Below are 26,619 nucleotides of genomic sequence, written 5' to 3'. Positions count from 1 at the left end.
TCACGTCACGTCACGGCTTCCAGCGATACATCATCACTTTCCCGCGCGCGTCTTCTTCGACGAACACGAGGTACTCGCCATTGCTGCGTTTCGCGGCGCTAATGCCGTTGGGCACGTCGACCCAGCCCGACGCGCCGCCCACTTCCGGACCCGGACGGATCACCCCGACCTCGCGGCCGCTGTCCTTGTCCCACACGTGCACCGCGCCGACCGGCTCGACGCCGAAGATGTATTGCCCTTCGACCGTGAGGCCGATGATCGTAGCGATGGGTTTGGTCTGCGTGGTCCACGGCAGCGTGATCGAATAGCGCTGCACCGGATTGCCGCTCGACCATTTGTCGTAACGCACCAGCACGCGGCCCACTTCTTTCCAGAAGCCGCGGTCGGTCGGCGTGTCGGCCGTATAACCGGTCACGTACATCGTGTCGGTCTCGGGTTCGTAAATCGCGCGATGCAGTTCGGTGAACGGCTGCGGCACCGGGTATTGCGTGAGATTCGAATACGAGTAGATGGGATTGCCCTTCGCATCGAGGCCGCCGAAACGGAAGCGGTAAATGCCCTTGTTATCGCGGGTGCGCCAGATATCGCCTGCGCTATCGACCCACCAGCCCCAGCCGCCCGCGAGCTTTGTGCCGCTCGTGTTGAGCGTGAATTCGTCCGTGTTGAACTTGCCGTCGCCGTTCACGTCGCGCCAGATCCAGTCGCCGCCCGGCGGCGCATTCGGCACCTTGGCGACGGCGCGCTCACGCCCGGCGATGAAGCCCGAAGGAATCGCCACTTCGCCGTCGTGCTGTGGATCGAAGCGATAGATTTTCAGGTGGTCCGCGTACATGTCGGTCAGGTACAGGAACGTGTGGCCCTTGAGCTTGCGAGCGATCGGCAAGCCTGGATATTGATCGGTGTGAAAGACAGGATCGTCGGGATACTTGAAGCGGTTCGACAGAAAGCCCGCGTATTTCCAGTCCTGACCTGCAGGCTTCGAGAGATCGAGTTCGAAGCGTTTGTTGCCGGTATAGACGCTATCCGGACGTGACGGATCGATCCATGCGCCGTCGACGAACAACAAGCCTTGCACCTGCCAGTTCTGCTTGCCGTCAGGCGCGTAGCTTTCGAGCGTCGCGCCGAGGCCCGCGCCGATCGGCTCGTAACGCGGACCGATGCCGTTGGTCGACACATAGACGTTGCCGCGCGCATCCACGCCCACGCCGGTCAAACCGTTGAAGCGCTGCGGTCCCGGCTTGCCGGGGACGCCGCTGAAAATCCCGCCGCGCTCGCCGAGCGAGCCCGACTCCGCGTAACGGCCATTACTCTTGCTGAAGAACAGAACTTGCTGACGCGGGCCGTTGTCGGCGATCAGAACGCGGCCTTGTGCGTCTATAGCGATATCGACCGCGACCGTATCGGCGGGCAGCGTGAAGGTTTCGTCGATGCGCTTGCCCGCCGCGGTGTAGTGCTCCACATGCGGCGTCTTATCGTTGCGCGTGCCGCTCAATACCCAGAGCGTGCCGTCGGGCGCAAGCGCAATCCGGCCCGGTTCGTGCACGGTCCACGTGGTTTTCTGCTGCATCGATTCCGCGTCATACACCTCGATGCGATCGCGCGCGGTGTTCGCCGCGTAAAGCGTGGTGTCGTTCGCCGCCAAACCGCCGATTTCGGCACTCGTGCCGGTCGGCACTTCGTTCATCATCAAAAAGCCGGCTGCCAGTTGCGCATGCGGGTCAGCGCTTTTCGCGGCCGGCTGGAACGGCGCGGCGCGCTTCGGATCGGCGATCTGCCGACGCGAAATACCGAACCATTGCTTGCCCTTCTCCGGCCACACGCCCTGCTCGACCAGACGGCCCTTTTCGTTGCCGACCGCGATCGCCACGAAGGCGTAATTGCGATTCACCGCGATCGCGCTACCGCCGCCGTTGCCCCAACCATGCGTGCCGCCCGCGAAACCGAGCATCTTGCCGTTCTGGTAGACGCTCGCTTCGGCGCCGCTTTCGTCCCAAGGCGCGTTCGTGTAGACCCTGCCGTCGGGCGCGACCGCGATCGCCGTGATGTTGATCTGCGTCCACGTGCCGTCGCCAAAACCGAAGGTGTTGCCGATCCAGGAATTTTTCGCGTTCAACACGGTTTCCGCGGATGCCGTGAAGCTGACCGATGCCGCCGTCATGCCGGTCGCACAGGCGAGTACAGCAATCCAGGTTTTGAACGTGAAACGGACCAAAGCAATTCCTCCAATCAGGGCCGTGCCGCGATCAGGCAAATAGCCCGCGCGGGTGAAAAATCCAATGAAATGACGGCGAAGACCGCTAGAAGCGACGTAAGAACGTGAGACTGATTCACGCGAGACACGACGTATAAGACGAGGCTTTCAGACCAGGTTCGCCGCAGAGCCGCCACTCGCACGCGAGCCCGGTCGATCGCGAGCCCGGTCGATCGCGAGCACTGAGCGCGTGACGCACACGCCCTCCTTGGCCGCCCAATCCGCACGGCTCACATTACGCGGAAAAAACGCCGCAACGAAAATCGAAAATAATTCAAAAATATTCGATGCCTTAAGCGTTGTGAAAGAAAATGATTTAAAAATCGATTAAATGAAAATGCCCGTGGATGCCGGCGTCCAGCCGTGCCTTCGCATCCATCTTTACCGGTTCAGCCCGATGCCGGCGGCACTTCTTACGCATTGCGACAATTTCGGGACACAAGCATAAAAATCTATTTCGAATGGGTAACGAAACACCCTGTTGCAATCAGATTCATTTATCCATTTCATTCCCGTTTTTTCATCAATTTCTTTTGCCTAGAATCGATTGCACTTCCGTTGCGACGCGAAGCGAGCGCGCCCCTGTTTTTCTTAAGCCCTGTTCTTGACTTGAGAAGGCTCGCGCGATCCTTCGCCCGGCTCATCCGCTTCACACCATGGACGGTTCATGACTGCTAGCGCACTGCCCTTAGCGCCTTCTCACTCACGCCGCATCGTGCAGCTCGACGGTTTGCGCGCCATCGCCGTGCTCGCCGTGTTCGCCCAGCACGCGCTGAAAGCGCCGCTGTGGATGGGCGTCGATCTGTTTTTTGTTTTGAGCGGATTTCTGATTACCGGCATCCTGCTCGAACGCAAGGCGCGTCAGCAGTCCTATTTCGGCTACTTCTATGCGCGCCGTGCACGGCGCATCCTGCCGCCTTATCTGCTGCTGATGGTGGTGTCGTCGATTCTGTTCGGCTTCGGCTGGGCGCAGCACTGGCAGTGGTATGCGTTCTTCGCGACCAATATTGGCGACGCGCTCAATCAAAGCGGTCACGACAGCCTGAATGTGCTGTGGTCGCTGGCGGTCGAAGAGCAGTTCTATATTTTCTGGCCATTCGTGATTCTGTTGCTGCCCGAGCGCGTGCTCGGCTACGTGGCGGCCGCGTTGATTATTCTGGTGCCGGTGCTGCGCGCGCTCGCCACGCCCTGGTTCGATTCGTTCTGGCCAATCTATTACCTGACGCCGTTCCGCATGGACCTGCTGGCGGCCGGCGCACTGCTCGCGGTCGCCGTACGGCGCGATCGCAACGCACTCGAACCGTTCAAGGGCCTTGCCGTGCTCGGCTTTTTTGCCGCGCTGGCCGTGCTTGCGTGGCTGCATCTGCACTACCCGCGGTTCCGCGCGGCGAATACGCCGCTGTCGAACGCCGGGCTCTATAGCATTTCGTTGGTGCTGTGCACTTCCGTCGTGGTCATCGCCCTGCAAAGCAAGGGCATCGTCAAGCGGCTGCTGTGCAACCCTGTGCTGGTTTATATCGGCACCATCAGCTACACGATTTATCTGATCCACCTGAGCGTGCTGTACACGCTGTGGCCGCTGCATCTGAACCGGTTTCTGACCGCGGCGCTGGCGCTCGCGATCACCCTCGCCTACGCCAGCATCACGTGGTTCGCGTTCGAAAAGCGTTTGATCTTCGGTTCGGCAGGCAACGCCCATGCACCCGCCGGCAGCGTTTCGGGGGGCGCGTCGCAAGCGCCGCAAAGCCGCGCATGAGGCGCCGCAGGTGGCTCGCCGCGAGCGTGTCGGCCGCTGCGGCGGTGCTGGTTTCACTGGCACTGGATGCGCATGCCGGAAGTCCAGCAACGCAGGTGCTGGTGGACGCCTACGGCGATTCGACCACGCTCGGCATTACCTGCAGAGACGGCCACTGCGGACCCCAGGCACAAAACGCCGTGTCGTACCTGCAGGACGAATTGCAGGCCAAGCACGGCGAGCGGGTACGCGTCACGAACTACGGCGTGGGCGGCACGATGGCCACCCAGTTGCGCGACGGCACCGGCAACCGCCGCGCCGGCCCGACTGCCGGTCTGCCGTGGCAGGAACGGCTCGCCGCTTCGTCCGCGCAGATCGTGTTGATCAACTACGGCATCAACGAAGTGATGCAGAACCAGACGCCCGAGCAGTTTTACGCGGCTGAAACGACGCTCGTGAAAACGGCTCGCGCACTCGGCAAAGCGCCGGTTCTGCAGACCTCGAACCCGATGCCCGACAACCGTCTCAACGCGCGGCTCGCCGCGATGGTCGCGATGACGCGCCGGGTGGCCGCCGAACAGCAGGTGCCGCTCGTCGATCAGTTCGCTTACGTCAGCAATCTGCCGGACTGGAAGACGCTGATGTCCGACGGCGCGCATCCGAAGCCGGACTTATACCGTCTCAAGGCTGAACAGGATTTTCAGGTCGTCGATCCGCTGGTGCGGCGACTGCTGGACGGCACGCTCTGAAGCTCTTTTTTTCAAGTGCGCTTCTTTTTTCTTTTACCAATATCGAAGGCAAGCTATGAGCCAACCACGCAAAGCGATCATCACCGGCGTATCCGGACAGGACGGCGCCTATCTGACCAAACTGCTGCTCGACAAGGGCTACCACGTGACCGGCACCTACCGGCGCACGAGTTCGGTCAACTTCTGGCGCATTCGTGAGCTCGGCGTGCTCGATCATCCGAATCTGCGTCTGGTCGAACACGATCTGACCGACCTGGGTTCGACGCTGCGCCTGCTCGAAGGCGCGCAGGCCGACGAGCTGTACAACCTGGCTGCGCAGAGCTTCGTGGGCGTCTCGTTTGACCAGCCCGTGACGACCGCCGAAGTGACCGGCATCGGCGCGCTGAATCTGCTCGAAGGCATCCGCATTCTGAATCTGAAGACCCGTTATTACCAGGCGTCGACCTCGGAAATGTTCGGTCTCGTGCAGGCCGTGCCGCAGCGCGAGGACACGCCCTTCTATCCGCGCAGCCCGTATGGCGTCGCCAAGCTGTTCGCGCACTGGTCGACCATCAACTATCGCGAGTCGTACAACCTGTTCGCGAGCAGCGGCATTCTGTTCAATCACGAATCGCCGCTGCGTGGCCGCGAGTTCGTCACCCGCAAGATCACCGACACCGTCGCGAAGATCAAGCTCGGCAAACAGGACGCGCTGGAGCTCGGCAACCTGAGCGCCAAGCGCGACTGGGGCTTCGCGCTCGAATACGTGGAAGGCATGTGGCGCATGCTGCAAGCCGACGAACCCGACACCTTCGTGCTCGCCACCGGCCGCACCGAGACGGTACGCGACTTCGTGCGCATGGCGTTCGCGGCTGCGGGTTATCAGATCGAATGGTCGGGCAAGGAAGAGCGCGAGACCGGCATCGACGTGGCCACCGGCAAGACGCTGGTGCGCGTGAACCCGAAGTTCTACCGCCCGGCGGAAGTGGACCTGCTGATCGGTTGCGCCGACAAGGCGCACGAGAAGCTCGGCTGGAAGCCGGAAACCACGCTCGAACAGTTGTGCCACATGATGGTTCATGCGGATCTTGGCCGGAACGAGCATCACGAGACGTTCTGATTCGGTGCGGTGACGAGCGGCCGCGCGAGCGGTCGCAGTTTCACCGGTGGAGGTGCGCTCGCCTTCCTCGACGTGAGCCGAAGATCGGTAAGCCTGATCGCAATGATTCAGGTCAATACTACCGATACCTGGTAGTGCAAAAATGGTCGCTCCAGAGGGTGCCGCGTCTTTCCTGGAAGACCCGGCACCTTCATCACTGCCAGATGGAGCGACAGATGTTCCCCGAGTATCGCGACCTGATCTCCCGTCTCAAAACTGAAGACGCCCACTTCTCCCGCCTGTTCGAACGCCATAACGAGTTGGATCATCGCATCCACAACATGGAAACGAACGTCACGCCTGCTGACGCCACCGCCATCGAAAGGCTCAAGAAGGAAAAACTTCTGCTAAAGGATCAGCTGTATGGGGTCTTGAGGAAGGCGGCCGCAGCCGCTTGAGAAGGCGTCGGCTCCACGCTTGAATCCGTGCATTTGCCTTAGCGTTCGCGGTCACGTTTGCATGTGCGTCTGCGTTCGTTAGTGCCGGCGCGCAAAGATCAATCTTCCATGAGGAATCCCCTATCTTGGCATCCCCGCAGGATAAAACTCGCGAGCGCGCCAGCGCCTCGGCTCGTCAGCCGCGGCGACGTCGCCGTCGACATCCGCGATGCTACTCGCGGCACCACGCAAAGTGACTCGCATAGCGCCATCAGCGGCGAAGCAGCCGTCCATGCCCATCACGCAGCGCGTGCCGCCGAACGCAGCGAAACCAGCCGTTCAGTGGAAGCCGCCCACGCCTTCATCGTCAACGGCATGGAAAGCGTTCTTGCCGGGCAAACCCAAGCCGAACCCGAGCCCGGCGGTGCGATGAACAGCATCAAGACGCTGCTGGACGGCCTCTCGCCCGACGAAGCCCAAGCCTTGCGCATGCAATTGCTGGAAGGCAATCCCGCCACCTGGCATGCCGGCGCCGTGCGCCATCCCGACGACGAACTGTCGCCGGCGCTGCGCGAAGGCGGTTATCCGTACCGCAATTTGATGTCCCGCCGCGCGTACGAAAAGCAGAAATATCGCCTGCAGGTCGAATTGCTGAAATTGCAGGCGTGGGTGCGGGAAACCGGCCAGCGCGTCGTGATTCTGTTCGAAGGACGCGACGCGGCCGGCAAAGGCGGCACGATCAAACGCTTCATGGAACATCTGAATCCGCGCGGCGCGCGCGTGGTCGCGCTGGAAAAGCCGAGCGAGTCGGAACGCGGCCAATGGTATTTCCAGCGCTATGTCCAGCATCTGCCCACGGCGGGCGAGATCGTGCTGTTCGACCGCTCGTGGTACAACCGCGCCGGCGTCGAACGGGTGATGGGTTTCTGCTCGCCACAGGAGTACGGCGAATTCATGCAACAGGTACCTGAATTTGAGCGGCACCTTGCGCGCAGCGGTACGCATATCATCAAATTCTGGTTCTCGGTAAGCCGGGAGGAACAGCGCCGCCGCTTCGAGGAGCGGGAGGTGCATCCGCTCAAGCAATGGAAACTGAGTCCGGTCGACCTCGCCTCGCTCGACAAATGGGACGAATACACGCAGGCCAAAGAAGCGATGTTCGCGCAGACCGATACGGCCGACGCGCCGTGGACCGTGATCCGCTCCGATTGCAAGAAGCGCGCGCGGCTCAATGCGATGCGCTACGTGCTGCATAAGCTGCCCTATGCGAATCGCGACGCCGAGGCGACCGGCGTGGTGAATCCGCTGATCGTCGGGCGGGCGATGTAACGCAGAGGCTCTTGCGGCCCCCCGCCCAAGGACAGTAAGGCTAGGTGCATCCGCCGACACTCAAGCACGGGCTTATAAGCGCTGGGACGACATATTTGCCTGTTCCTTAGCTGGTTTACGACAAAGTCGGCAGGTTCAGCAAGCAGATTAGCTGGAAAACGACAGCGCGGATCGCCGCTGGATCACTTTAATTTAGCTGGAAAACGACAGATATGCTAAATTGAAAGCTGGAAAACGACATATTCTCCCCAAGTGAGCCTCTCCAAAGCTGGAAAACGACATTCAGAGGACGTATTTTTTACGACCGCTGATCCCGCGCTTGCTCGCAGTCTGCAGCGCCGCGCGAAGGAAGGCAGCCTGACTCGTGTCGGCCGCGGCGTATACGTCGAATCCGGCAGCGAAGAGGAGGTATCCGGCAGAATTCATCGAAACTGGCAAAGGATCGCAGCCCATGCCGTGCCGGGTGCCGTAGTCACGCATCTCAGCGCGTTTGCGGGTGGCATCACAGCGTCCAATGAAGTCGTACTGTCCCATCCGACTCGCTTTAACCGGCGCATCCGGTATCCGGACCTCACGCTGGTCCTCATCAAAGGGCCCGGGCCGCAACCGGGCGATCTTCGCCTCGGTTCGCTCGACCTTTACTGGGCCTCGCAGGAACGCGCTCTTCTGGAAAATCTCAGCCGGGGATCGGCCACCACCCGCGCGGCGCGTGACGCCGTTGAAGAACGGCTCATTACCTGCCTGAATGCAAACAAGGAAGCCGGGCTCAACCAGGTTCGAGACCGCGCTCGCGCGCTCGCCGATCCGCTCGACGCGACAGCCAGCTTCGACGTACTCAACAGGATAATCGGCGCTCTGCTGAGTACTCATTCAAAGGGCGTGCTCAAAACAAAGGCTGGATTGGCCATCGCTCAAGGCACGCCCATCGACATGGAGCGTATTGATCTTTTCAGCACACTTGCCACTGCGCTGCGCACGGCGATACTGCCTGACATAACAGACGTCGCCGCTCAAGGCAGCGCCCGAATCCATTTTGCGTTTCTTGAATCGTATTTTTCGAACTACGTCGAAGGAACCCGATTCTCCGTGGAGGAAGCCGAGGGTATTGTTCTGCGCAACCAGATAGTTGCGCAACGCCCCAAGGATTCGCACGACATCCTGGGCGTGTTCAATCTTGCGTATCGCGCGGAAACCCGGGCGGCGGTGCCGCCGGTTGGCGACGATTTCGTCGATTTGCTTCAGGAACGGCATCGCGTCATGCTCGAGCGCCGGCCAGAAGTGGACCCCGGCCACCTCAAGCTCGAGGCGAACTACGCAGGCACGACCCAGTTCGTCCAACCCTCGCACGTGCGCGGCACACTGGCCGAAGGATCTCGCCTTGCCTTGACTATCCCAGAAGGGATGGCACGGGCCATTTATTACCTTTTTCTCATCGTCGAAGTACATCCGTTTGCAGACGGCAACGGACGGCTTTCCAGGTTGGTCATGAATGCGGAACTGTCGAGGTGCGGACGCTCACGCATCACGATTCCAACGTTATTTCATCCGCAGTTCGTCGACTGCCTCCGGGCGCTCACGCAGAGCGGGCGGCCGGAGCCGCTCATCAATGCGCTATCGCGCATGGGTAGTTGGTGCGCCACTTTCGACTATGCAGACCTTGCTGGACTGGTGTCTGCAATGAGGAGCGCCAACGCGTTTGAGGAGTCTCCTGCCGACTTCCGTTTGCTTAACGCCGACGGCAGCCGGGCCACGTAGACGCGGCCCGCCCTCCTTTCAATGCCCCCCACCCGCCTTGATCGCCTCGCTATACACCAAGGCCACCCGCTTCGCGATCACCGAGTTGTCGAAATTCTCGCGTGCATAGCGACGGCAAGCCTCGGCATCCGGCAACTTTAGCGAGCCGTTCAACGCGCCTGCCAGACCTTCCGCAATCGCCTTCGCCCCCGTCGCCGGCAATACCAGATTCGGCGACAAACCCGCCACCGCTTCCGGCAAGCCGCCTACCGGCGTCACCAGCACGGGCGTGCCCGAAGCCAGTGATTCAACGGTAATCAGCCCGAAGCCCTCCAACGCCACCGTCGGCACCACGCTGATATTTGCCGCACGGTACAAAGCAGCCAGATGCTGATCGGGCACGAAGCCCAGCAGCTTCACGTTGTTCTCGAGGCCTGCCTCGGTGATACGCGCCTGCAACTCGCCTTCGAGCCGCCCCTTGCCCGCGATCAGCAGCAGCACGTCGGGTTCTGTGCGCTTGAGCAGCTTCACCGCATCGATCAGATCTTCGAGACCCATGCGGCGCACCAGGCGGCGCACCGCCAGCACGATCGGCCGGTCTTGCGGCAATTGCAGCTTCAGGCGCGCTTCGGCCGGTGTGATCGGCAGATTGAACTGCTCGACGTCCACACACCCCGGCACGACGCGCACACGGTCCGGTGAGATGCGATAGCGCGAAGTCAGAATCTTGCCAAACGCCTCCGACAAGACGATCAGCCGCGACGAGCGCGCATACACCGATTGCTCCAGATAGCGCTTGGCGCGCTGGCCGAGCGAATCGGCGCCCTCCACATGGCTTTCGTCGGCCCAAGGCCCCTGAAAGTGCGAAACCTGCGGAATGCCGCGCGTCACGTCGAGACCCGGAAACGTGTACAGCGCGAAGTGCGACGAAATCACGTCGGGACGCGAGGTGCTGATCTCCTGGCGCAGCGCGCGGCGTGCCGCCATCAGCCGCAGCGGCAGCGATTGCGCGGCGGAGCCGAAACCGTTGATCGCACCGCCGGTGTCCGCGGCGACTTTGGGCGAGCCGGCCACTACGCCGCGCACCGCAACGCCCGCGCCCGGCAGCGCGCCAACCAGCGAGTAATACATGCGGTCGAGGCCGCCCGCGCGCTCGGGAAACCAGTGCATCCCGATCTGCAGTGATTTGATTGAGCTCGTGGTCATGATTGTTGCCCCTGTGCGTTCTGAGAATGGTGGTGAATTGTCTGCCCGGCCAGCGTGTGCAGCGTCAGCGCGTCGGTCTTGGCCACTGCCGCAGTTTCCGTTTCGCTACGCCGGCGGTCCTTCTGCTGCCCCTCCAATTGCCGGTACAGCGCGATGTATTGCGCGGCCATCCGCGCCCAGCCGAAGCCGGTCGCGAGTTCATTGGCAGCAATGCCCATCGCGCGGCGCGCGTCGTCGTTTTCAGCAAGACGCGCGACGGCGCCGGCCAATGCCTTGGGATCGTCCGGATCGTCGAGCACGATGCCGCATTCCGGTGTGATGATTTCGGCGCCGCCCGCCGTGCGCGCCGTGACCACCGGCAGGCCCGCGGCCATCGCTTCGAGCAGCGACAGGCTCATCGCCTCGTAGCGCGACGGGAACACGAACGCGTCGACCGAATGCATCAGCACTGGCATTTCTTTGACCAGGCCGAGAAAATGCACGCGATGCGCAATGCCGAGCGTCTTCGCTTCTTCCGGATACGGGCTGCCCGGCAGAAATCCGGCCACCGCGATCTGCACGTGTTCGGGCAGATGCTTGAGCGCCTGCAATACCGTGCCGAGGTTTTTGCGCGGCGTGCGCAGGTCGCCCACGAACAGCAGCAGGAATGCGTCCGCAGGCAAACCGAATTTCGCGCGGTCGCCCGTTGCGGCCGCGAAGCCTTGCGTATCGACGCCGTTGTAAATCACGTCGACCCGGTTATGAGGCGTCAACCCGATCGCGCGAATTTCATCGGCGACCTTTTGCGACACGGCCGTGATCACTTTCGAGCGCCGGTAAGCCCAGCGTTCGAGCAACGCGTTGCAGCGCGTATAGACCGACTGATACGCGGACCACACGCCTTTCGTGAGCCCGAACGGGTAGTACTTGCTGCCGAACCAGCCGCTATGTACGAAGTGCGAAGTGTTGACGTCGGCGGGCATCCACGTGATGAAGCCGTTCACGTGCAGCACGTCGTATTCGCGGCGATGCGCGCGCAGCCACATCGCGCTCTTGAATGCGAACACCTGCTGGCGCAGCAGATTGGTGGGCCACCAGCGGCCGATTTTCACCGGCACCCAGCGTACGTTCGGATGCGCGAGCAAATCCGGCGCAACGTGCGACGCAACCAGCGTGACTGCGATGCCCTCATCGAGGGCGGCACGCGCAATCTCGTGGTTGACGCGCCCCTGGCCGTCGTTATGGCGCACGACGTGCGTGACAATGGCGACTCTCAATCAGTGCCTCCGTGGGGAAATAGCGTGCGTCTGCGGTTCATCTTTTCGTAGTGCACCGCAGAAAGGATCGAAAAAACACTCATGAAAAGCAGCAGCCCGCCGGTGCCGACCAGCGAATTGGTAAACACCAGCATCGCGAAGGTCGCGAGACTGAGGCTCAGGCAAGCTGAAACGAATTTGTCGTTGCGCAGCTTGAACGACGCGAGCGCCGCGCGCACCACCAGCCACACGATGCCGGACATGTAGAGCAAGGTACCGGGCCAGCCGAGCACGAACGGGATGTTCATCACGCCGCTGTCGAAGTTTCCGTACTGGCCGAGCTGACCGCCGTCGTTCGAGAGCTTGGTCGAGGTGCCAGTCGCGCCCATGCCTTCGCCGGAGACGTCGGTAAATGCCGTCTTCGCGAAGGTCGCGTAGAACTCGTTACGCGCGGCATAGCTCTGGTCGTCGCTCAGATTGACGAGCGTGTTCAGGCGCGCCTGCATCCGCTCGGCGACCGGGCCGACTGTGAGCAGCGGCACGCAAAGACCGGCAAGCAGCACCGCACTCGCAACGATCCGCACGCGCACCTTGTTGTTCGCCTTGACCAGTTGGATCAGGAGCGCGATCACCCAGCCGCCCCACGTCGAGCGCACGAGGCTCAGCGCGAAGGAAAAGAAGCCCAGCGCCGCGGCAACCCAGCGCACGCGGTGCGTCGCCGCCATCACGTAGACCATCGCGCCCATCATCGCGAACGCGAACGGTCCCGATGAGTTCATCGTGCTGAACACGCGCACACCCATCGGCACAGGATCGCCCTGCGAATTCATTTGCGAGCCGAGCATCCACAGCGCGTCCCACGGCGGCATGATGAAGAACTGGATCAGGCCGTAACCGCCCATCACCAGCATGCCCCAGATAAAAGTGCTGACGATGGTGTCGCGATACTTCGGGTACTGACGCGTGTGCGCCATGATGTGAAAGCCGATCAGGATCGGATAGAGCCAGTTCGCGAGGTCATAGGTCGCGGCGAGCGGTCCGCTCGACATCACGCCGATCATGAATGCGTAGGCGAGCCCCATCAGAACGAGCAGCACCGGCAGGCCGCGCCGCTGCGAAAGCAGCTTGTAGTACCGCAGTAGAGAGAGCGCACTGATCATCGTCACCGCCAGCGGCGCGACCTGGATCAGGCTGGTCGGCGTGAATGAGCCTTTGGACCAGTCGGCCAGACGCCGCACTTCCGGGCTCATGAACCACAGCCACCACATGAAACCGATGTAGCGCGCCGGACTCTTGAAGTAGAGCCACAGGCCTGTCAGGATCGCGAGCACCGGGAATCCGAGCGTGAGCACCGTGCCCTGATGCGCGATGATCAGCATCGCTGTGATCAGCCACAGGAAAGCCTCCGGCAGCCACTCTTTGCGAGCGCCGGACTGAACCCGCCCCGCGTTGTCGCCACCTCGCGCAATCGTCGACATCGTTTAGAGACCCCCGCGCGATTGGCGCGAAGGGCCTTGACCTTGACCCTGCCCCTGGCTGCCCGCGCGGATTCGCACCGGCTGGTTCACGGTGGCAGCGGCGGGCGCGGCGCGCGCCCGCAGCATCTCCTGCGTCACCCTCACGTGCTGCATCGCATAGTTCTGCGTGGTCAGATCGCGCGACAGCAAACCGGCGGCTGCCGCCTGCGCCTGGCGCAACGCATCCATCGGAGAGGCGGCGAGCCGATCCACCGCCTCGCGCAACGCCTGTGGGTTGAACGGCGGGATATAAGCCGCCTCGCCCGCCGGAAAATAATCCTGCAGCGCGCCGACGTTGGTGACCACCATCGGCTTGCCGACCGCCGCCGCTTCCAGCATCACCGTAATGCCCGAGGCGTGCGAATTCGGCCGTAGCGGTACGACGATCACGTCGGCCCAGTCGTAGAGTTCGTGCTGTTTCTTGATGCCCGAGAACAACGCGATCTCGACGTTCGGCGCGCGCAGCGAGGCGGGAATCCGCCGGCGTGTCGCGAGCTTCACTGTGTAGCGCACATCGTTGCCGAAGGCCTTGATGAGCGTTTCCCAATCGCGGTCGCGATCGTTGCCGATCGCGGCGATGCGGATCGGCGTGTGAGGCGTCCATTCGGTCGGCGCCTTTACGGGAAAGTCCTGCGTGTTGAGGCCGTAGAAGAGCGGTTTTGCGTCGCGCTTGAAGTAGCGCTGGCACAGTTCGGCGTTTTCGCTGGCGAGCGTGGTCAGCTGGTCGGCGCGGGTCATCAGCTTGCGATACAGCCAGCTGCGCAGAATCCCATAGGAAGGCCATTTATCGAGCAGCCACACGCTTTGCGCCAACAGCAATGGCGAAGCATTAGCACCCGCCTTGCGGCCGCTCAGCAGCAGCATCAACGCGGCAGACAGCCATTCCTGTTCGGTATGTGTCCAGATCACGTCCGAGCGCAACATCTCGGCGCGGTTGCGCCACGTATGGATGAAGTCGAACCCAAGCGCCGCCTTCAGCGCGCGGCGCAGCAAACAAACTGGCTTGCTCTCGCGAGCGTCCCGCGAATAGGTCAGCGCGAACGCATCGGATTCGGCATGGTGATAGCCGTACAGGCAACCGATGTTGTCGCCCGGCCGGTAAAAGCGCGGGTCGGCACCGTAAAACAGATGAACGTGAACTTTCGTACTCATGCAGACACTCCGCTCTGCCGGTGGAAAGGAGCATCGGCATGCGCAAGCAGGCGCCTGTGCCGATGCACGAACGTGCAGGACGTTTGGATCACGCGGGACACGCGGGGTCGAGCGGCGCTCACGCGGTCCGGGACAGCGCGCGGCGCGCCTCATGCGCGCCGGTGCGCACCGCGCGCCAGCGCGATAGCCTCAGGCTCGCCTGTTTCGAAACCAGCGCGAGCGCGGCGTGCGTGAGACCCGGATAGACCCGCGTGCCGACCAGCGTCCACCACCACCACGCGGTTTCGCGACGCAGCGGCGGCAGTTGGTCGCGCAGGATCAGATGGAAATTGAAGGCGGCATTGCGCAATGCCGCCATGGTTTGCGCGTCGCGCCGGTCGTCGTCGAAACGTTCGGCCGGGAAATGATCGACAGCTACGCGCGGGTCGTACATCAGCTTCCAGCCGGCGTTCTTCACGCTCAGACTGAAGGCCATGTCGTTGTGAACCTGGGCGCCCGCGCCGCGCAGACGCTGATCGAAACGGATCGTGCGAACTGCCTCGCGCCGGTAGCTCATGTTAGCGCCCTTCAGGATGTCGACTTCGCGTGCGCCGCCGACCCCAAGGTGGTGATTGCCGATGATCTTGCCATGCGCCGTGACCTTGCCGACCAGCGGCCGCTCGCCGTCGAGCACGCGGCCTTTTTCATGCACCCAGTCGCGTCCGCCCAGCGCACCGAGGCGCGCATCGCTTTCGAACGCGGCAGCAATACGTTCGACCCAGTCCACGTGCGGCGCGGCATCGTCGTCGGTGATCGCGATCACGTCGCCTTTGGCCGCGTCCAGTCCACGATTCAGGGCCGCGACCTGGCCGGGCACGTCCACCAGCGCGACGGACAGCGGCAACGTGCCCGGCACGGCCGGATTGCGCAGGCAGGCGTGGGTCGCTTCGTCGTCGGCGCGCGCGACCACCACCACTTCGTCCGGTGCGCGCGACTGCCGTTGCAGTGCTGCGAGGCAGCGCGCCAGGTCGGCCGGGCGGCGGTAAGTCGGAACCAGTACCGTCACTTTCATCGTGATGTCCTTTTATCGTGTTTGCGCTGGAATCAGAACAATGGGCTCAGTCTGGTGGCTCAGGTACTCAAATATTCATGGACCACTGCATAACCACGGTCGTAACCGCCGCGCGAACGCGCCGGCATCCCGTTGAAGATGCCGCCCTGCACGTGCACGCCGGCTGCGCGCAGGCGCTTCAACGCCTCCGCGATCTCACCTTCGTTGTGCACGCCCGAGCGCATCACGAAGAAGGTCGAACCGGCGTACGCGCCGATGATCGACGCATCGGTCACGGCCAGCACCGGCGGCGTGTCGATCAGGATCACGTCGTAGCGCTTGGCGAGGCCGTCCAGGTATTGCGGAAGACGCGGCGACATCAGCAGTTCCGACGGATTCGGCGGACGGCGGCCGCATGAGATGAAGCTCAAGCCTTCGACGTTCGAGGCGCGAATCGCTTCCTCGAGCGAGATCTGCCCGCTCAGCAATTCCGACAGACCGTTGTCCTGCACACCGCCCAGGTAACGTTCGAGCACGCCGCGACGCATATCGCCGTCGATCATCAGCACGCGTTTGCCCGAGTTCGCGAGCAGCACCGCCAGATTGACCGTCAGGAAGCTCTTGCCGACGCCGGACAAGGGACCGGTCAGCATGACAATGCGGTTCTTCGCGTCCATCATCGTGAACTGCATGGAGGTGCGCAGGCTGCGCAGGCTTTCGATCGTGACGTCCTTCGGCCGCGCATTCGCCAGCACCGAGCGCAGGCGTTCGCCGCCGCGCTGGAAGCCGCTTTCGAGCACAGCCTGTTCGGCGCTCAAGGGCACGAGACCGTACACCGGCAGATGGAAAGCGCGCTCGATATGGTCGGGGTCGTCGATCCCCTTGAACATATTGCGGCGCAGGAACACGAAACCGGTGCCGCAGATCAGGCCCAGAATCACCGCCGCCGACAGGATCAGCACCTTCTTCGGCTTGACCGGCGCACCCGGGCGCATTGCCTGGTCGACGATATGCACGTTGCCGCCGGTACCGGCCTTCTGCACCGACAACTCCTGCACGCGGTTAAGCAGCAGCACGTAGATGTCTTCCGCCACCTTCGCGTCGCGTTGCAACTGCACGGCCTTCACTTCGGTCGCCGGCAAATCGCGGAAGCGGTCCGCGTATTTGGCGCGTTGCGCCTCCAGTTCGGCCATCTGCTGGCGCGCGGCCACGAGCATCGGATGGTCGTCGCCATAGCGCTGGGTCAGTTGCGACATCTGCAGACGCAAACCGGCGATCTGCTGCTCGTACTGCACGCTGCCTTCGAGGTAGACCTTGGCTTCATCGCTCGCATTGATCGAGCCGGACTGGCGCTGGTACGCGGTCAAGGCGGCTTCGGCGCGTTCGAGATCGGACTTCAGGCGCGGCTCTTCGCTCTTCAGGAAGTCGAGCATCTTGCTCGCGTCGACCTGTTTATTCGACACGTGCTGACGGACATACGACTGCGCGAGCGCATTGGCCACCAGAGCGGCGTGCTCAGGGCTCTTGTCTTCCAGCGAGATCTGGATCACGCCGGTTTGCTTGCCCTGCTCCTGCACGGTGATTGCCGACTGGAACGCGGCGATCGCGTCGAGATCGTTATAGCGCGTGACAGTGAACTCTTCACCCGGACGTGCCACCAGCTTGCTGACGAGGATCGTCACGCCGCCACCCTGTTCCTGCTGGCCGACCTGGCCGCGCAGCAGCAGTGAACCGTTCTTTGCAAACAGTTCGTAGTGCTGGTCGTCGAACACCTTCATCGTCAGCTTTTCGCCTTCGAGCGCGGGCACCACATCGATCGAATCGACCTCGGCGTCTTCACCGCCCCACGCGTATGAAGACAGACCCAGCCACGGCCGCGCCGGCTGGCCCGGCGTTGCAATGTGCGCGGCGATGCTGCCGAGCAGCGGAATCGTCTTCGGCACGACGCTGAAGTTCAGCTTCAGTTGCTGGACCACCGGACCGACTACGCCGCGGCTCTTGATGATTTCGATTTCGGCGTCGGTCGGCAGCGAAGTCGAGCCGGTGGTGATCGCCGCACCCGTCTGCGTTTGCGTGAGCGCCTGCGAGGTGTTGTCGGACTGCTCGACCCGCACGTGCGCATCGGCCGAATAGATCGGCTTGGCGAGGAAACAGTACGCGGCGGCCAGCGCGACGATCACCGCGGCGATCGCGATCAGCCACCAGATGTCGTCGAGGATCACCTGCACCAGTTGCCCGAGGACGACGTCCTCTTCTTCGGTCTTGATCGGACCGGCCATGTGTGGAGAGATTTGATTGCTCACAATTCGATCCCGTTTTGGTTGCTTCGGCGTGGGCTTCAGCGTCTGCTTTGGCATGTGCTTGCGCGTTTGCCTTGGCGTTTGCTTCGGTCCCGCGCCCTGAGAGAGCGGCGCGGGCCTGTCGGCGGCTCAGACGGTTATTTCGTCAACTGCTTCAGGTAGAACAGCGTCTGTATGGTCGGCAGGACCTGCTGCAACACACGGTTGAACGTGGTCGAAGCGGCGGTGCCCACATACACGACATCCATCGGCTGCAACTGGAACTGGGACGACAGCATGATCGCGTCGGGCTGCGTCATGTCGAGGCGGTACACGTCCGGCGTGGTCGGATGCTCGCGCATGCCGCGCATCACGAAGATCTGGCGCGGATTGGCGTCCGTGTCGAGAATGCCGCCCGACTGCGTGAGCGCGTCGGCGATCGTCAGGCGGCCCTTCACCATCGGCAGCTGGATCGGCGTCTTCACTTCGCCCATCACGAAGATGCGGCTGTCGTTGTGATCCGGGATGTTGATCACGTCGCCGTTTTGCAGCATGACGTTCTGCGTGGTGTCGCCCTGGTCGAGCATGCGGTTGGCGTCGAGCACGTACAGCTTGTTGTTGCGCGTGAGGCGCACACGCTGGATGTCGGCGTCGGTGTTCGTGCCGCCCGAGCGCGTGATCGCGTCGACCAGCGTGAGCGGCACGTCGCTGATGGCGAGCGGGCCCGGCGTCTTCACGTCGCCGGTCACCTGCACTTTCTGGCCGCGGTACGACAGCACGCGCACGTCGACCTGCGGATTGCGGATGTAGCGCACGAGGCCGGCGCTCAACTGATCGCGCAACTCGCCCACGGTCTTGCCCGCGGCCTTGATACGGCCGACGAACGGGAAATAGATCGTGCCGTCCGCGGCGACAGTCTGGCCGTAAGGATCGGCCTGGCCCGGCAGCGCAGCGGTATACGGCTGCTGCAGGGCGCCGCCGACACTCTGCGTGGTGTTGCCGCCCGCCGACAGCGTGCTGCCCTGCGGCGTGGTCAATTCCGGATGGTCCCACACGGTGATGCCGAGAATGTCTTGCGGCGAGAGCCGGTACACGTACTGCGACGGATCGCTGTAATGCGAGGTCGGCAGCGCCTGTTGCGCGGCGCTGGCTTGAGCTTGCGCTTGCGCCGCAACCAGCGGGCCGTCGATCAGATGGACCGGATAGGTTTCGTTAGCTTGTTGACTCTGGTGCTGGCCGTCGTCTTTCAGACGGGACGTGTCGAGATAATTGCCAGGTGCGGTAGCGCAGGCCGACAGAAAGGACGTCAGCAAAAGCGTGGCGGCAAACCTCGATTTAAAGCCTGTCGAGTTGCAGTTCGCGAATGTGTGTGCAGTGAGTTTTTTCATCAGCATATTTTTTTCAGCCATCCCATGACCAGATGTTCGATGAGCACGAGACTCTCCCTATAGTCGGATTCCACGCCGCCGTGCGGATCGGCGACGTCGGAATCGTCTTCCCACTTGCCGAGCGGATAGACCTTGCCGCGCGAGGCCGGATCGAGCGCTTCGACCGCGCTCACCTGCGCGCGCTCGGTGACGAGCACCAGGTCGGCGGAACGCACGAGCTGGCGCTCGAGGCGCCGCGAATAGTGGATCCCGGAGGCGACGCCCTGCTCGTCGAGCAGGCGTCGCATCACCGGGTCCATGCCGTGGCCGTTCGCGGCACGCAGGCCCGCCGAATGAAACGCGATCGGCGCTGAGGACGACCGCGACGCCGTGCGCTGCCGGGACTTGAACAGCATCTCGGCAGCGGGCGAACGGCACACGTTGGCGTGGCAGACGATCAGAACGTTAGCGAACATAGCGGGCTCCTTAACGAGGCGTGACGGCGCGGCGGCTTATTGGCCAACTTATTGGCCAACTTCCTGAGCGGCCTCGACCGCTTCAGGCGAATGGGCTGTTACCGGCATACCGTTCGCGCCGACCTTCGCCGGCGCATTGCGCAGCGCGTGCTGACGGCCGATCGCGTGATACTCGATACCGAGTTCGAGCAGCGCGTCCGGCTCGTACAGATTGCGGCCGTCGAAAATCAGCGGCGTGTTGAGGCTCTCCTTGAGCAAATCGAAATCCGGGCTCTTGAAGACTTTCCATTCGGTGAGGATCACCAGTGCATCGGCGCCCTCGGCCGCGTCCATCTCCTCGTTCACGAACGACAGGCGCGCGTGCTGTTGCGGCACATCCTTCAGATCGAGTGCGAACACGCGCTTCGATTCGTCGATCGCAACCGGGTCGTAGGCTTTCACGCGCGCGCCACGGCGCAGCAGTTCGGCGATCAGCGGACGGCTCGGCGCTTCGCGCATGTCGTCCGTGTTCGGCTTGAACGCGAGGCCCCACACGCCGAAGGTGCGATCCGACAGGTCTTCGCCCAGACGATCGACGATCTTGTGCGCGAGGATCTTTTTCTGCGTGTCGTTGACGGCTTCCACCGCTTCGAGAATGCGCAGGTTGGCTTTGTGATCGGCTGCCGTGCGAATCAGCGCCTGCACGTCTTTCGGGAAGCACGAACCGCCGTAACCGCAACCGGCATACAGGAAGTCGTAGCCGATCCGCGGATCGGAACCGATGCCGCGGCGCACCGCTTCGATATCAGCACCGACGCGATCGGCCAGATTCGCGAGCTCGTTCATGTACGAGATACGCGTGGCGAGCATCGCGTTGGCGGCGTACTTGGTGAACTCGGCCGAACGCACGTCCATGTACAGCGTGCGTTCGCGATTGCGGTTGAACGGCGCATAGAGGCGCTTCATCAGTTCGCGCGCTTTTTCGCCCGGCATGTCTTCATCGCAACCGAGCACGATGCGGTCAGGCCGCGTGAAGTCTTCTACGGCCGCGCCTTCTTTCAGGAACTCCGGATTCGACACCACGGAGAACATGTGGCTCCCGTTGCGCGCGGCCAGTTCCTCGCCGATCACGTCGCGCACGCGCGACGCCGTGCCGACCGGCACCGTCGATTTGTCGACGATCACCTTGAAGCCCGTCATATGGCGGCCGATGTTGCGCGCGGCGGCAAGCACGTATTGCAGGTCGGCGGAACCGTCTTCGTCGGAGGGCGTGCCCACCGCGATGAACTGGATGTCGCCGTGCGCGACCGCGGCCTCGATGTCGGTCGAGAACTTCAGGCGGCCTGCTTTGCGATTGCGCGCAATGATCTCCTGCAGACCCGGTTCATGGATCGGCACGCCGCCGTTGTTGAGCACGTCGATCTTGCGCTGATCGACGTCGAGACAGAAGACGTCGTGGCCGATGTCGGCCAGACAAGCGCCCGTCACGAGGCCTACGTAGCCACTACCGATGATCGTCAGGTTCATGTATTACACCTCGGAAAATGGAGTTGATTCAGGAGAGCCGTCGCGCGATGCGTTGCGCAGCGGCTGCTCGATAAATGCGCAATGCGACGCTCAGTAAGCGTTGCTGCCCACAAAGCCCTTCCACAGCGTCAGCACGACGATCTTGATGTCGAGCCAGAAGGTCCAGTGCTGCATGTAGTACAGATCGAGCTTGACGCGGCCCATCATCTTTTCGATGCGGTCGGTTTCGCCGCGATAGCCGTTGATCTGCGCCCAGCCGGTGATACCCGGCTTGATCCGGTAACGGTGCATGTAGCCCTTCACCAGATCCTTGTAGATGTCGTCGTGTTCGAGCGCGTGGGGGCGCGGGCCGACCACCGACATCTCGCCACGCAGCACGTTGATGAATTGCGGCAATTCGTCGAGGCTGGTGCGCCGCAGGAACGCGCCGACCGCCGTGATGCGCGGATCGCGCCGCGTGGCCTGGGTGATCTTGCCGGCCTCTTCCTTGTGCATCTTCATCGAGCGAAACTTGTAGATCTCGAACTGGTTGCCGTCGATGCCTTTGCGCTTCTGGCGGAAGAACACCGGGCCGGGCGAGCTCAGCTTCACCATCGCCGCGATCACCAGCATCACCGGCGACAGCGCGGTCAATGCCGCCAGCGCGAACAGACGGTCGAAGACGCGCTTGGGCAGCACGCGCAGATCGGTGATCGGCGAGGCGGCCAGGTTGATCGCCGGCACGCCGAGCAGATCCACCATCGGCTGATTGAAGAGCGTCAGGCTGCGCACGTCCGGGATGAAGCGGATGTTCACGAAGTCGTTCTTCAGGTCCATTACGAAGCGGTGGATCGCCTTCTCCTTCGAGATCGGCAGCGCGAGCCACAGCTCGCGAATCGCACGCTGACGCACCAGTTGAAGCATCCGCGCGTAATCGCGCTCGACCGGCACGCCCTCGATCGAATCGCTCGCATCGGGGTCTTCATAGGGATTGATCGTGCCCTCCTCGTCGAACACCACGACGGGGCTAAAGCCCGCTTCCGGGCGGCTGCGCATCTGTTCGATCAGGAAGCGCCCATACGGCGCGCCGCCGACGATCGCCACCGCCCGCTGATTGAAGCCTTCGCGGCGCAGGCCGCGCAGGATCGAATAGACGATCGCCTTGTTGACGATCAGCAGCACGATCGTGGCAACCGCCCAGTACACGAGCCACAGCCGCGACAGGCTGTCCGAGCGGTGCAGGCTGAAGCTGATCAGCACGCCGGTGACCTCCACCATCACCCAACCGCCCGCGACGCGGCACAACAGGTCGTAGAGCGGCTTGCCGCGCCACGACTGATAGATCCCCAGCGCGGGAAAGAACACCACCACCAGCAGGCAGTCGAACGCGAGCGACACGCTTTGGACGTCGTCCAGCCACGCCAATTTCCCGCTGTGCACGGCCGTCGCGATGGCGGCGCCGAGCGCGACCATGGCGATGTCGATGATTCTCGATAGAACGCTCAGCATGCGCTGCCCCTCAGTTCGTCAGTCAAGTGCCATCCGTTGGTTGGTTGAATTCCCATCACACTCATCAAGTCTTGCCGCCGGGGGCGCAACGCCGGTATTCGCGCCTGCCAGATAAATGCGCAACGCGAAACTGATTGAACCGGTGCTAATTGCCCTGCCGCCTTCCAGATAAAAAATTCCTGAACGGCCGATTCGGAAAGCAGGTGCCTGAATGAGTGAATACCCTTGTACAGGTATAGATAAAGCGATATTAAAATTCGGACTGCAAGACAGCAAAAAATCTCAAAATGTATCGGTCAAAATTTCGGTATTTTTTCTGAATTTTGTGCGGCAATTGTTACCGAATTAGCGTTTGAGAGCCCCTTTTATCGCCTTTCTGGAGGCGGCGGTGAGTCAATCTGTCTGTTTTCCTACGAAGCTTACATCTCGTCGTTCACCTCCATTTTCCCTCATTCCGCTGGACAAAAAAATTGCCCGCTATTTTTTTCGGGTAATTTTTCTTTTTTAAAAATTATCCGGACATTTTTCCTTCACGAAGCGACGAATTTTATTAGACGTTTTATATAGTTTCCATTTAACGCGCTTTTATTGATTCATTACTTCGTGATAAAACTCGACGCATTCACCCAGCCTCGAGGAGTCCATCTCATGACAGCTCTGGTTACGGCCACGCCCGCCGACACCCGGTCCACGCAAGCTATGCCCCTAAACGTCAAGCTCAAGGTTCATCCCGTGATTCTGGCGGGCGGCTCCGGCACACGGTTGTGGCCGATGTCGCGCGAGCAGCATCCGAAACAACTGATTGGCCTGCTCGGCGACGACTCGCTGCTGCAATCGACCACTCGTCGGCTCGACGGGCTCGAAACCGGCCATCCGCTCGCCGAGCAACTGGTCGTCGTGGCCAACGAAGAACAGCGCTTCACGACCGCCGAGCAATTGCGCACGAGCGGCAAACCGACCCGGCTGATTCTCGAGCCTGCCGGGCGCGACACGGCGCCGGCGCTGACGGTGGCCGCCCTTTCGATCGCCGCGCAGGACGAGGACGGCATCATGGTCGTGATGCCCGCCGATCACGCAGTGACCGATATCGACGGTTTTCATGCGGCAGTGGCCGCCGGCGTACAGCATGCGGCCGCCGGCCATATTGTGACGATGGGCATCGTGCCGACGCGTGCGGAAACAGGCTATGGCTACATCCGCATCGGTGAGGCGCTTGGCACGCCTAACGACGCTGGCGCGACGGACGCCGATGCAGCCGACAAGATCGGCGCGCACAAGCTCGATCGCTTCGTCGAAAAACCGCATCTGGAGTTGGCGCAGCGTTATATCGAATCGCAGGAGTACTGGTGGAACAGCGGCATTTTCATCATGCGCGCGTCGACCTGGCTGAAGGCGATCCGCCATTTCCAGCCGGCGATTTACGAAGCCTGCCAAGCAGCATTCGCGGGTGGCAAAGCGGACGGCGATTTCTTCCGTCTGCAACGCGACGCGTTCAGCGCCTCGCCGTCGAATTCGATCGACTACGCCGTGATGGAGCAACTGGGTAACGATCAGACCGCCGCATCCGGAGTGGTCGTGCCATTGCAAGCGGGCTGGTCGGACGTGGGTTCGTGGGACGCGATCTGGGACATCTCGGAGAAAGACGCCGATCAGAACGTGGGCCGCGGCCGCGTGATGTTCGAAGGGGCGGCTTCGACCTTCGCGCATTCGGAAGGACGCCTGATTGCCTGCGTCGGCACGCAGGATCTCGTGGTGGTCGAAACGGCCGATGCGATTCTGGTCGCGGACAAATCGCGCGTGCAGGACGTCAAGAAGATTGTCGGACGGATTCGCAGCGATGGCGGGCTGGAGGCGGCCAGTCATCGCAAGGTACATCGCCCGTGGGGCAATTACGATTCCGTCGACACCGGCGAGCGCTTCCAGGTGAAACGTATCGTCGTGAAGCCGGGTGCGCGGCTCTCGCTGCAAATGCATCATCACCGCGCGGAACACTGGATCGTCGTGCGCGGCACCGCACTCGTCACGCGAGGTGAAGATCGCTTCATCGTCTCCGAAAACGAATCGGCTTATATTCCGCTGGGCGTCACCCACCGTCTCGAGAACCCGGGCAAGATGCCGCTCGAAATGATCGAGGTGCAATCGGGTTCGTATCTCGGCGAAGACGATATCGTGCGCTTCGACGATACGTATGGACGCCAATGAGGGACGCCCGTGAAGCACGCGACTGACTCACGCCGATGAAAGCGCGCCAATGAGGAACGCCGGTGAAGGACGCCGGCGGGCAACTTTAATCAGCGCCCAGGCAACGTCAATCGACACCAGTCAGGCAACGCCAATGATTCACAACAGATGAAGCGGGAACCTGCGGCGGTTGCTCCTAACGGCCGCGGGGTGCTGCTGCGCTTGCCGTCTCGCTCATCCCGCGTGGGAGATGAGTTCTGGGTACGACGGAAAACGATCTGATGCACTACTGCTTTCGGTCGCGGGTGCGGCCGGTTCGCCAGGATAACGACGCAGTGGCCCACGGAACGCATTGAGCGGACCGTGCAAAGGGCCGCCGTGATTCACCGTGACCGGCTCCGGCACATGACGCATGGCCGGCAACGGACGCGCAGCCGCAGCCGCTGCCGCGTTAACTGCCGGTGCGGCGTCTGCCGCAGCCTGCGTGACGCATTCACGGTCGATCCACTGCCGCGCCCATTCGAGCGCGTATTGCTCTGCCGCGTCGGCTTCTTCAAAACGCGGGCCGACGAGGCCGGAACGCTCGACGCGTTTGCCGTCCTTCATGATCTCCGCCCACGCGCGATACATGGCGTTGGGCACCTGCTCCGCCGCAACGTAGATCACGTAGCCGCGCCGGTCGGCGACTTGCGTGCCGCGTGGCGCGAGGCTCATCGACAGCGGGCTGCGCTGATCTTCAAGCTGTTGCGTGCGGCGTGCCGACGCGATGGCCGAATCCAGACTGTGCATTGCCGCGTCCACCGCCCGCGCTTCGTCCATGCTTTGCAGATCGGCGCGCATAGCAGGCCTTGCTGCGAATGACGAGGCGGGTGTCGAAGGTTTCGAAGGCGCGCGCGATACCGGCGGCACGTTCGTCAGCCCGGACAACTGGCGTGTGATATCGGCGATCGGATCGGCCGAACGCCAGTTGCTCAGACTGCTCGACATGCCGGGCGTCTGCCACGACTCGGGGCTCTTCCACGACACACCACGCAGACTTTCGTCGCGCACGCTGGGGGTTTCCGCTACCGGTGCTGCCGGCTTGACCGCGACGGGCGGCGCCGGTTGCGGGACGTACGCGAAGGTGCGCCCGGTTTGCGACAACAGCCGAACCATCTCGAGGAGGGTGCCGTTCAACTGCCATTCTTCGAAACGGCGCCGGCATGTGGGACCCGACGGATAGCGCCCCGGCAGCTTCGACCAGGGTTCGCCAGTTGTCAGAATCCACAGGACGGCATTCGCCACGATACGTGGTTCGGCGCGGGGCCGGCCGCGTCGGTTTAGACGGACGGCCGGCTCATCAGAGACAAGCGCTGCTAGCAGCGCCCATTCTTCATTGCTTAGCTCATCGAAAAACATTGGGTTTTCTCCACGCGGCCTGGCCCGGCCGCGGCTTTGGGCGGCCACGGATTCAACTTTCACGATCCGTGTGCAGCCCTCGGTTGCACAAATATGTTTTGTACGTTCTGTTTGCTGGTCAATATCGCACTGGGTTAGTGCGGTTTGTCCCTATTGCGAAGCACAAAACGTGGTCTCACTCGTGCATGGGAGAATTTGTGCACGAAGCATACCATCACCAGGGTTTGCGTGAATATCGTTGAGACAAGTGTTACGGATGGAAACAATCTTGTCCTTTTTGCTGCGTCATTTCACGCATTGCTGTAACAGAACGGCTGTCGGTTCCGGCTCCGAAACACACTATTGCACAGCACAATGACACGGCAAGGGCGGCGAATGGTCTTTACGAAATCCGCACTTGATCCACAATGCATTTTGATGCGTTTTTAATGTAATTTTGCCCGGCTGGGAAGTGCGTGGACACAATGAGTG

Annotated in this window: 19 protein-coding genes; 7 read left to right on the top strand and 12 right to left on the bottom strand. The window is 62.2% G+C overall.

Annotated features, from left to right (window positions below):
* Positions 1-10: 10 nt before the first annotated feature.
* Positions 11-2,212 (bottom strand): NHL repeat-containing protein, encoded by a 2,202-nt coding sequence (locus GNZ13_RS11860; protein WP_172163909.1) that lies wholly within the window; start codon positions 2,210-2,212, stop codon positions 11-13.
* Between the two features lie 706 nt (positions 2,213-2,918).
* On the opposite strand from GNZ13_RS11860, the gene GNZ13_RS11855 reads away from it, so the two are divergent.
* From GNZ13_RS11855 to GNZ13_RS53820, 6 genes are all read left to right on the top strand, one after another.
* On the top strand, positions 2,919-4,007 hold the full coding sequence (locus GNZ13_RS11855; RefSeq protein ID WP_172163906.1) for an acyltransferase family protein: 1,089 nt from the start codon (positions 2,919-2,921) through the stop codon (positions 4,005-4,007).
* Positions 4,004-4,735: an SGNH/GDSL hydrolase family protein gene (locus tag GNZ13_RS11850; protein WP_172163903.1), complete on the top strand. Its 732-nt coding sequence runs from the start codon at positions 4,004-4,006 to the stop codon at positions 4,733-4,735. The genes GNZ13_RS11855 and GNZ13_RS11850 overlap by 4 nt, the downstream gene beginning before the upstream one ends.
* Before the next feature lie 55 nt (positions 4,736-4,790).
* Positions 4,791-5,834 carry a GDP-mannose 4,6-dehydratase gene (gene gmd, locus GNZ13_RS11845; protein ID WP_172163900.1) on the top strand — a complete coding sequence of 348 codons (1,044 nt, stop codon included), beginning with the start codon at positions 4,791-4,793 and terminating at the stop codon, positions 5,832-5,834.
* 215 nt (positions 5,835-6,049) lie between these two features.
* A complete protein-coding gene (locus GNZ13_RS11840; RefSeq protein ID WP_172163897.1) occupies positions 6,050-6,271 on the top strand; it encodes a YdcH family protein in 222 nt (73 codons plus the stop codon).
* Positions 6,272-6,379: 108 nt separating this feature from the next.
* A complete protein-coding gene (gene ppk2 / locus GNZ13_RS11835) occupies positions 6,380-7,579 on the top strand; it encodes a polyphosphate kinase 2 (protein ID WP_236001956.1) in 1,200 nt (399 codons plus the stop codon).
* 456 nt (positions 7,580-8,035) lie between these two features.
* Complete coding sequence (locus GNZ13_RS53820) at positions 8,036-9,334, top strand: Fic family protein (RefSeq protein ID WP_328807221.1); 1,299 nt, start codon at positions 8,036-8,038, stop codon at positions 9,332-9,334.
* 18 nt (positions 9,335-9,352) lie between these two features.
* On the opposite strand, the gene GNZ13_RS11825 is transcribed toward GNZ13_RS53820, so the two are convergent.
* The 10 genes from GNZ13_RS11825 to GNZ13_RS11780 all read right to left on the bottom strand — a co-directional run bounded on the left by GNZ13_RS11825 (position 9,353) and on the right by GNZ13_RS11780 (position 22,569).
* Positions 9,353-10,519, bottom strand: a complete 1,167-nt coding sequence (locus GNZ13_RS11825; protein ID WP_172163891.1) for a glycosyltransferase family 4 protein — start codon at positions 10,517-10,519, stop codon at positions 9,353-9,355.
* Entirely contained in the window at positions 10,516-11,775 is a 1,260-nt protein-coding gene (locus tag GNZ13_RS11820) for a glycosyltransferase family 4 protein (protein WP_172163888.1), read from the bottom strand. The genes GNZ13_RS11825 and GNZ13_RS11820 overlap by 4 nt, the downstream gene beginning before the upstream one ends.
* The gene (locus GNZ13_RS11815; RefSeq protein ID WP_172163885.1) at positions 11,772-13,232 is read right to left on the bottom strand and encodes a glucose-6-phosphate isomerase; all 1,461 of its coding nucleotides are present in this window, start codon (positions 13,230-13,232) and stop codon (positions 11,772-11,774) included. The genes GNZ13_RS11820 and GNZ13_RS11815 overlap by 4 nt, the downstream gene beginning before the upstream one ends.
* A gap of 3 nt (positions 13,233-13,235) precedes the next feature.
* The gene (locus GNZ13_RS11810) at positions 13,236-14,423 is read right to left on the bottom strand and encodes a glycosyltransferase (RefSeq protein WP_172163882.1); all 1,188 of its coding nucleotides are present in this window, start codon (positions 14,421-14,423) and stop codon (positions 13,236-13,238) included.
* Positions 14,424-14,541: 118 nt separating this feature from the next.
* Positions 14,542-15,474 carry a glycosyltransferase family 2 protein gene (locus GNZ13_RS11805; protein WP_172163879.1) on the bottom strand — a complete coding sequence of 311 codons (933 nt, stop codon included), beginning with the start codon at positions 15,472-15,474 and terminating at the stop codon, positions 14,542-14,544.
* A 59-nt stretch (positions 15,475-15,533) separates the two neighbouring features.
* Positions 15,534-17,732 (bottom strand): polysaccharide biosynthesis tyrosine autokinase, encoded by a 2,199-nt coding sequence (locus GNZ13_RS11800; RefSeq protein ID WP_172164073.1) that lies wholly within the window; start codon positions 17,730-17,732, stop codon positions 15,534-15,536.
* Positions 17,733-17,890: 158 nt separating this feature from the next.
* Entirely contained in the window at positions 17,891-19,126 is a 1,236-nt protein-coding gene (locus GNZ13_RS11795; protein ID WP_172164070.1) for a polysaccharide biosynthesis/export family protein, read from the bottom strand.
* Positions 19,120-19,575 carry an arsenate reductase/protein-tyrosine-phosphatase family protein gene (locus GNZ13_RS11790; RefSeq protein WP_172163876.1) on the bottom strand — a complete coding sequence of 152 codons (456 nt, stop codon included), beginning with the start codon at positions 19,573-19,575 and terminating at the stop codon, positions 19,120-19,122. Before GNZ13_RS11790 ends, GNZ13_RS11795 begins: the two co-directional genes overlap by 7 nt.
* A 48-nt stretch (positions 19,576-19,623) precedes the next feature.
* On the bottom strand, positions 19,624-21,081 hold the full coding sequence (locus GNZ13_RS11785; protein WP_172163873.1) for a UDP-glucose dehydrogenase family protein: 1,458 nt from the start codon (positions 21,079-21,081) through the stop codon (positions 19,624-19,626).
* A gap of 90 nt (positions 21,082-21,171) precedes the next feature.
* Complete coding sequence (locus GNZ13_RS11780) at positions 21,172-22,569, bottom strand: undecaprenyl-phosphate glucose phosphotransferase (RefSeq protein ID WP_172163870.1); 1,398 nt, start codon at positions 22,567-22,569, stop codon at positions 21,172-21,174.
* Between the two features lie 648 nt (positions 22,570-23,217).
* Between GNZ13_RS11780 and GNZ13_RS11775 the strand changes: the two genes are divergently transcribed.
* A complete protein-coding gene (locus tag GNZ13_RS11775; RefSeq protein WP_328807220.1) occupies positions 23,218-24,771 on the top strand; it encodes a mannose-1-phosphate guanylyltransferase/mannose-6-phosphate isomerase in 1,554 nt (517 codons plus the stop codon).
* 213 nt (positions 24,772-24,984) lie between these two features.
* Here GNZ13_RS11775 and GNZ13_RS11770 read toward each other — a convergent pair whose 3' ends face one another.
* Positions 24,985-26,148, bottom strand: coding sequence for a transposase (locus GNZ13_RS11770; RefSeq protein ID WP_172163867.1), 1,164 nt, complete (start codon positions 26,146-26,148; stop codon positions 24,985-24,987).
* Positions 26,149-26,619: the final 471 nt, after the last annotated feature.

It is taken from the genome of Paraburkholderia elongata (assembly GCF_013177735.1).
GTDB classification, from domain to species: Bacteria; Pseudomonadota; Gammaproteobacteria; order Burkholderiales; family Burkholderiaceae; genus Paraburkholderia; species Paraburkholderia elongata.
The sequence above is the reverse complement of the archived record's forward strand: the minus strand, read 5'-3'. Positions and strand labels throughout refer to the sequence as shown.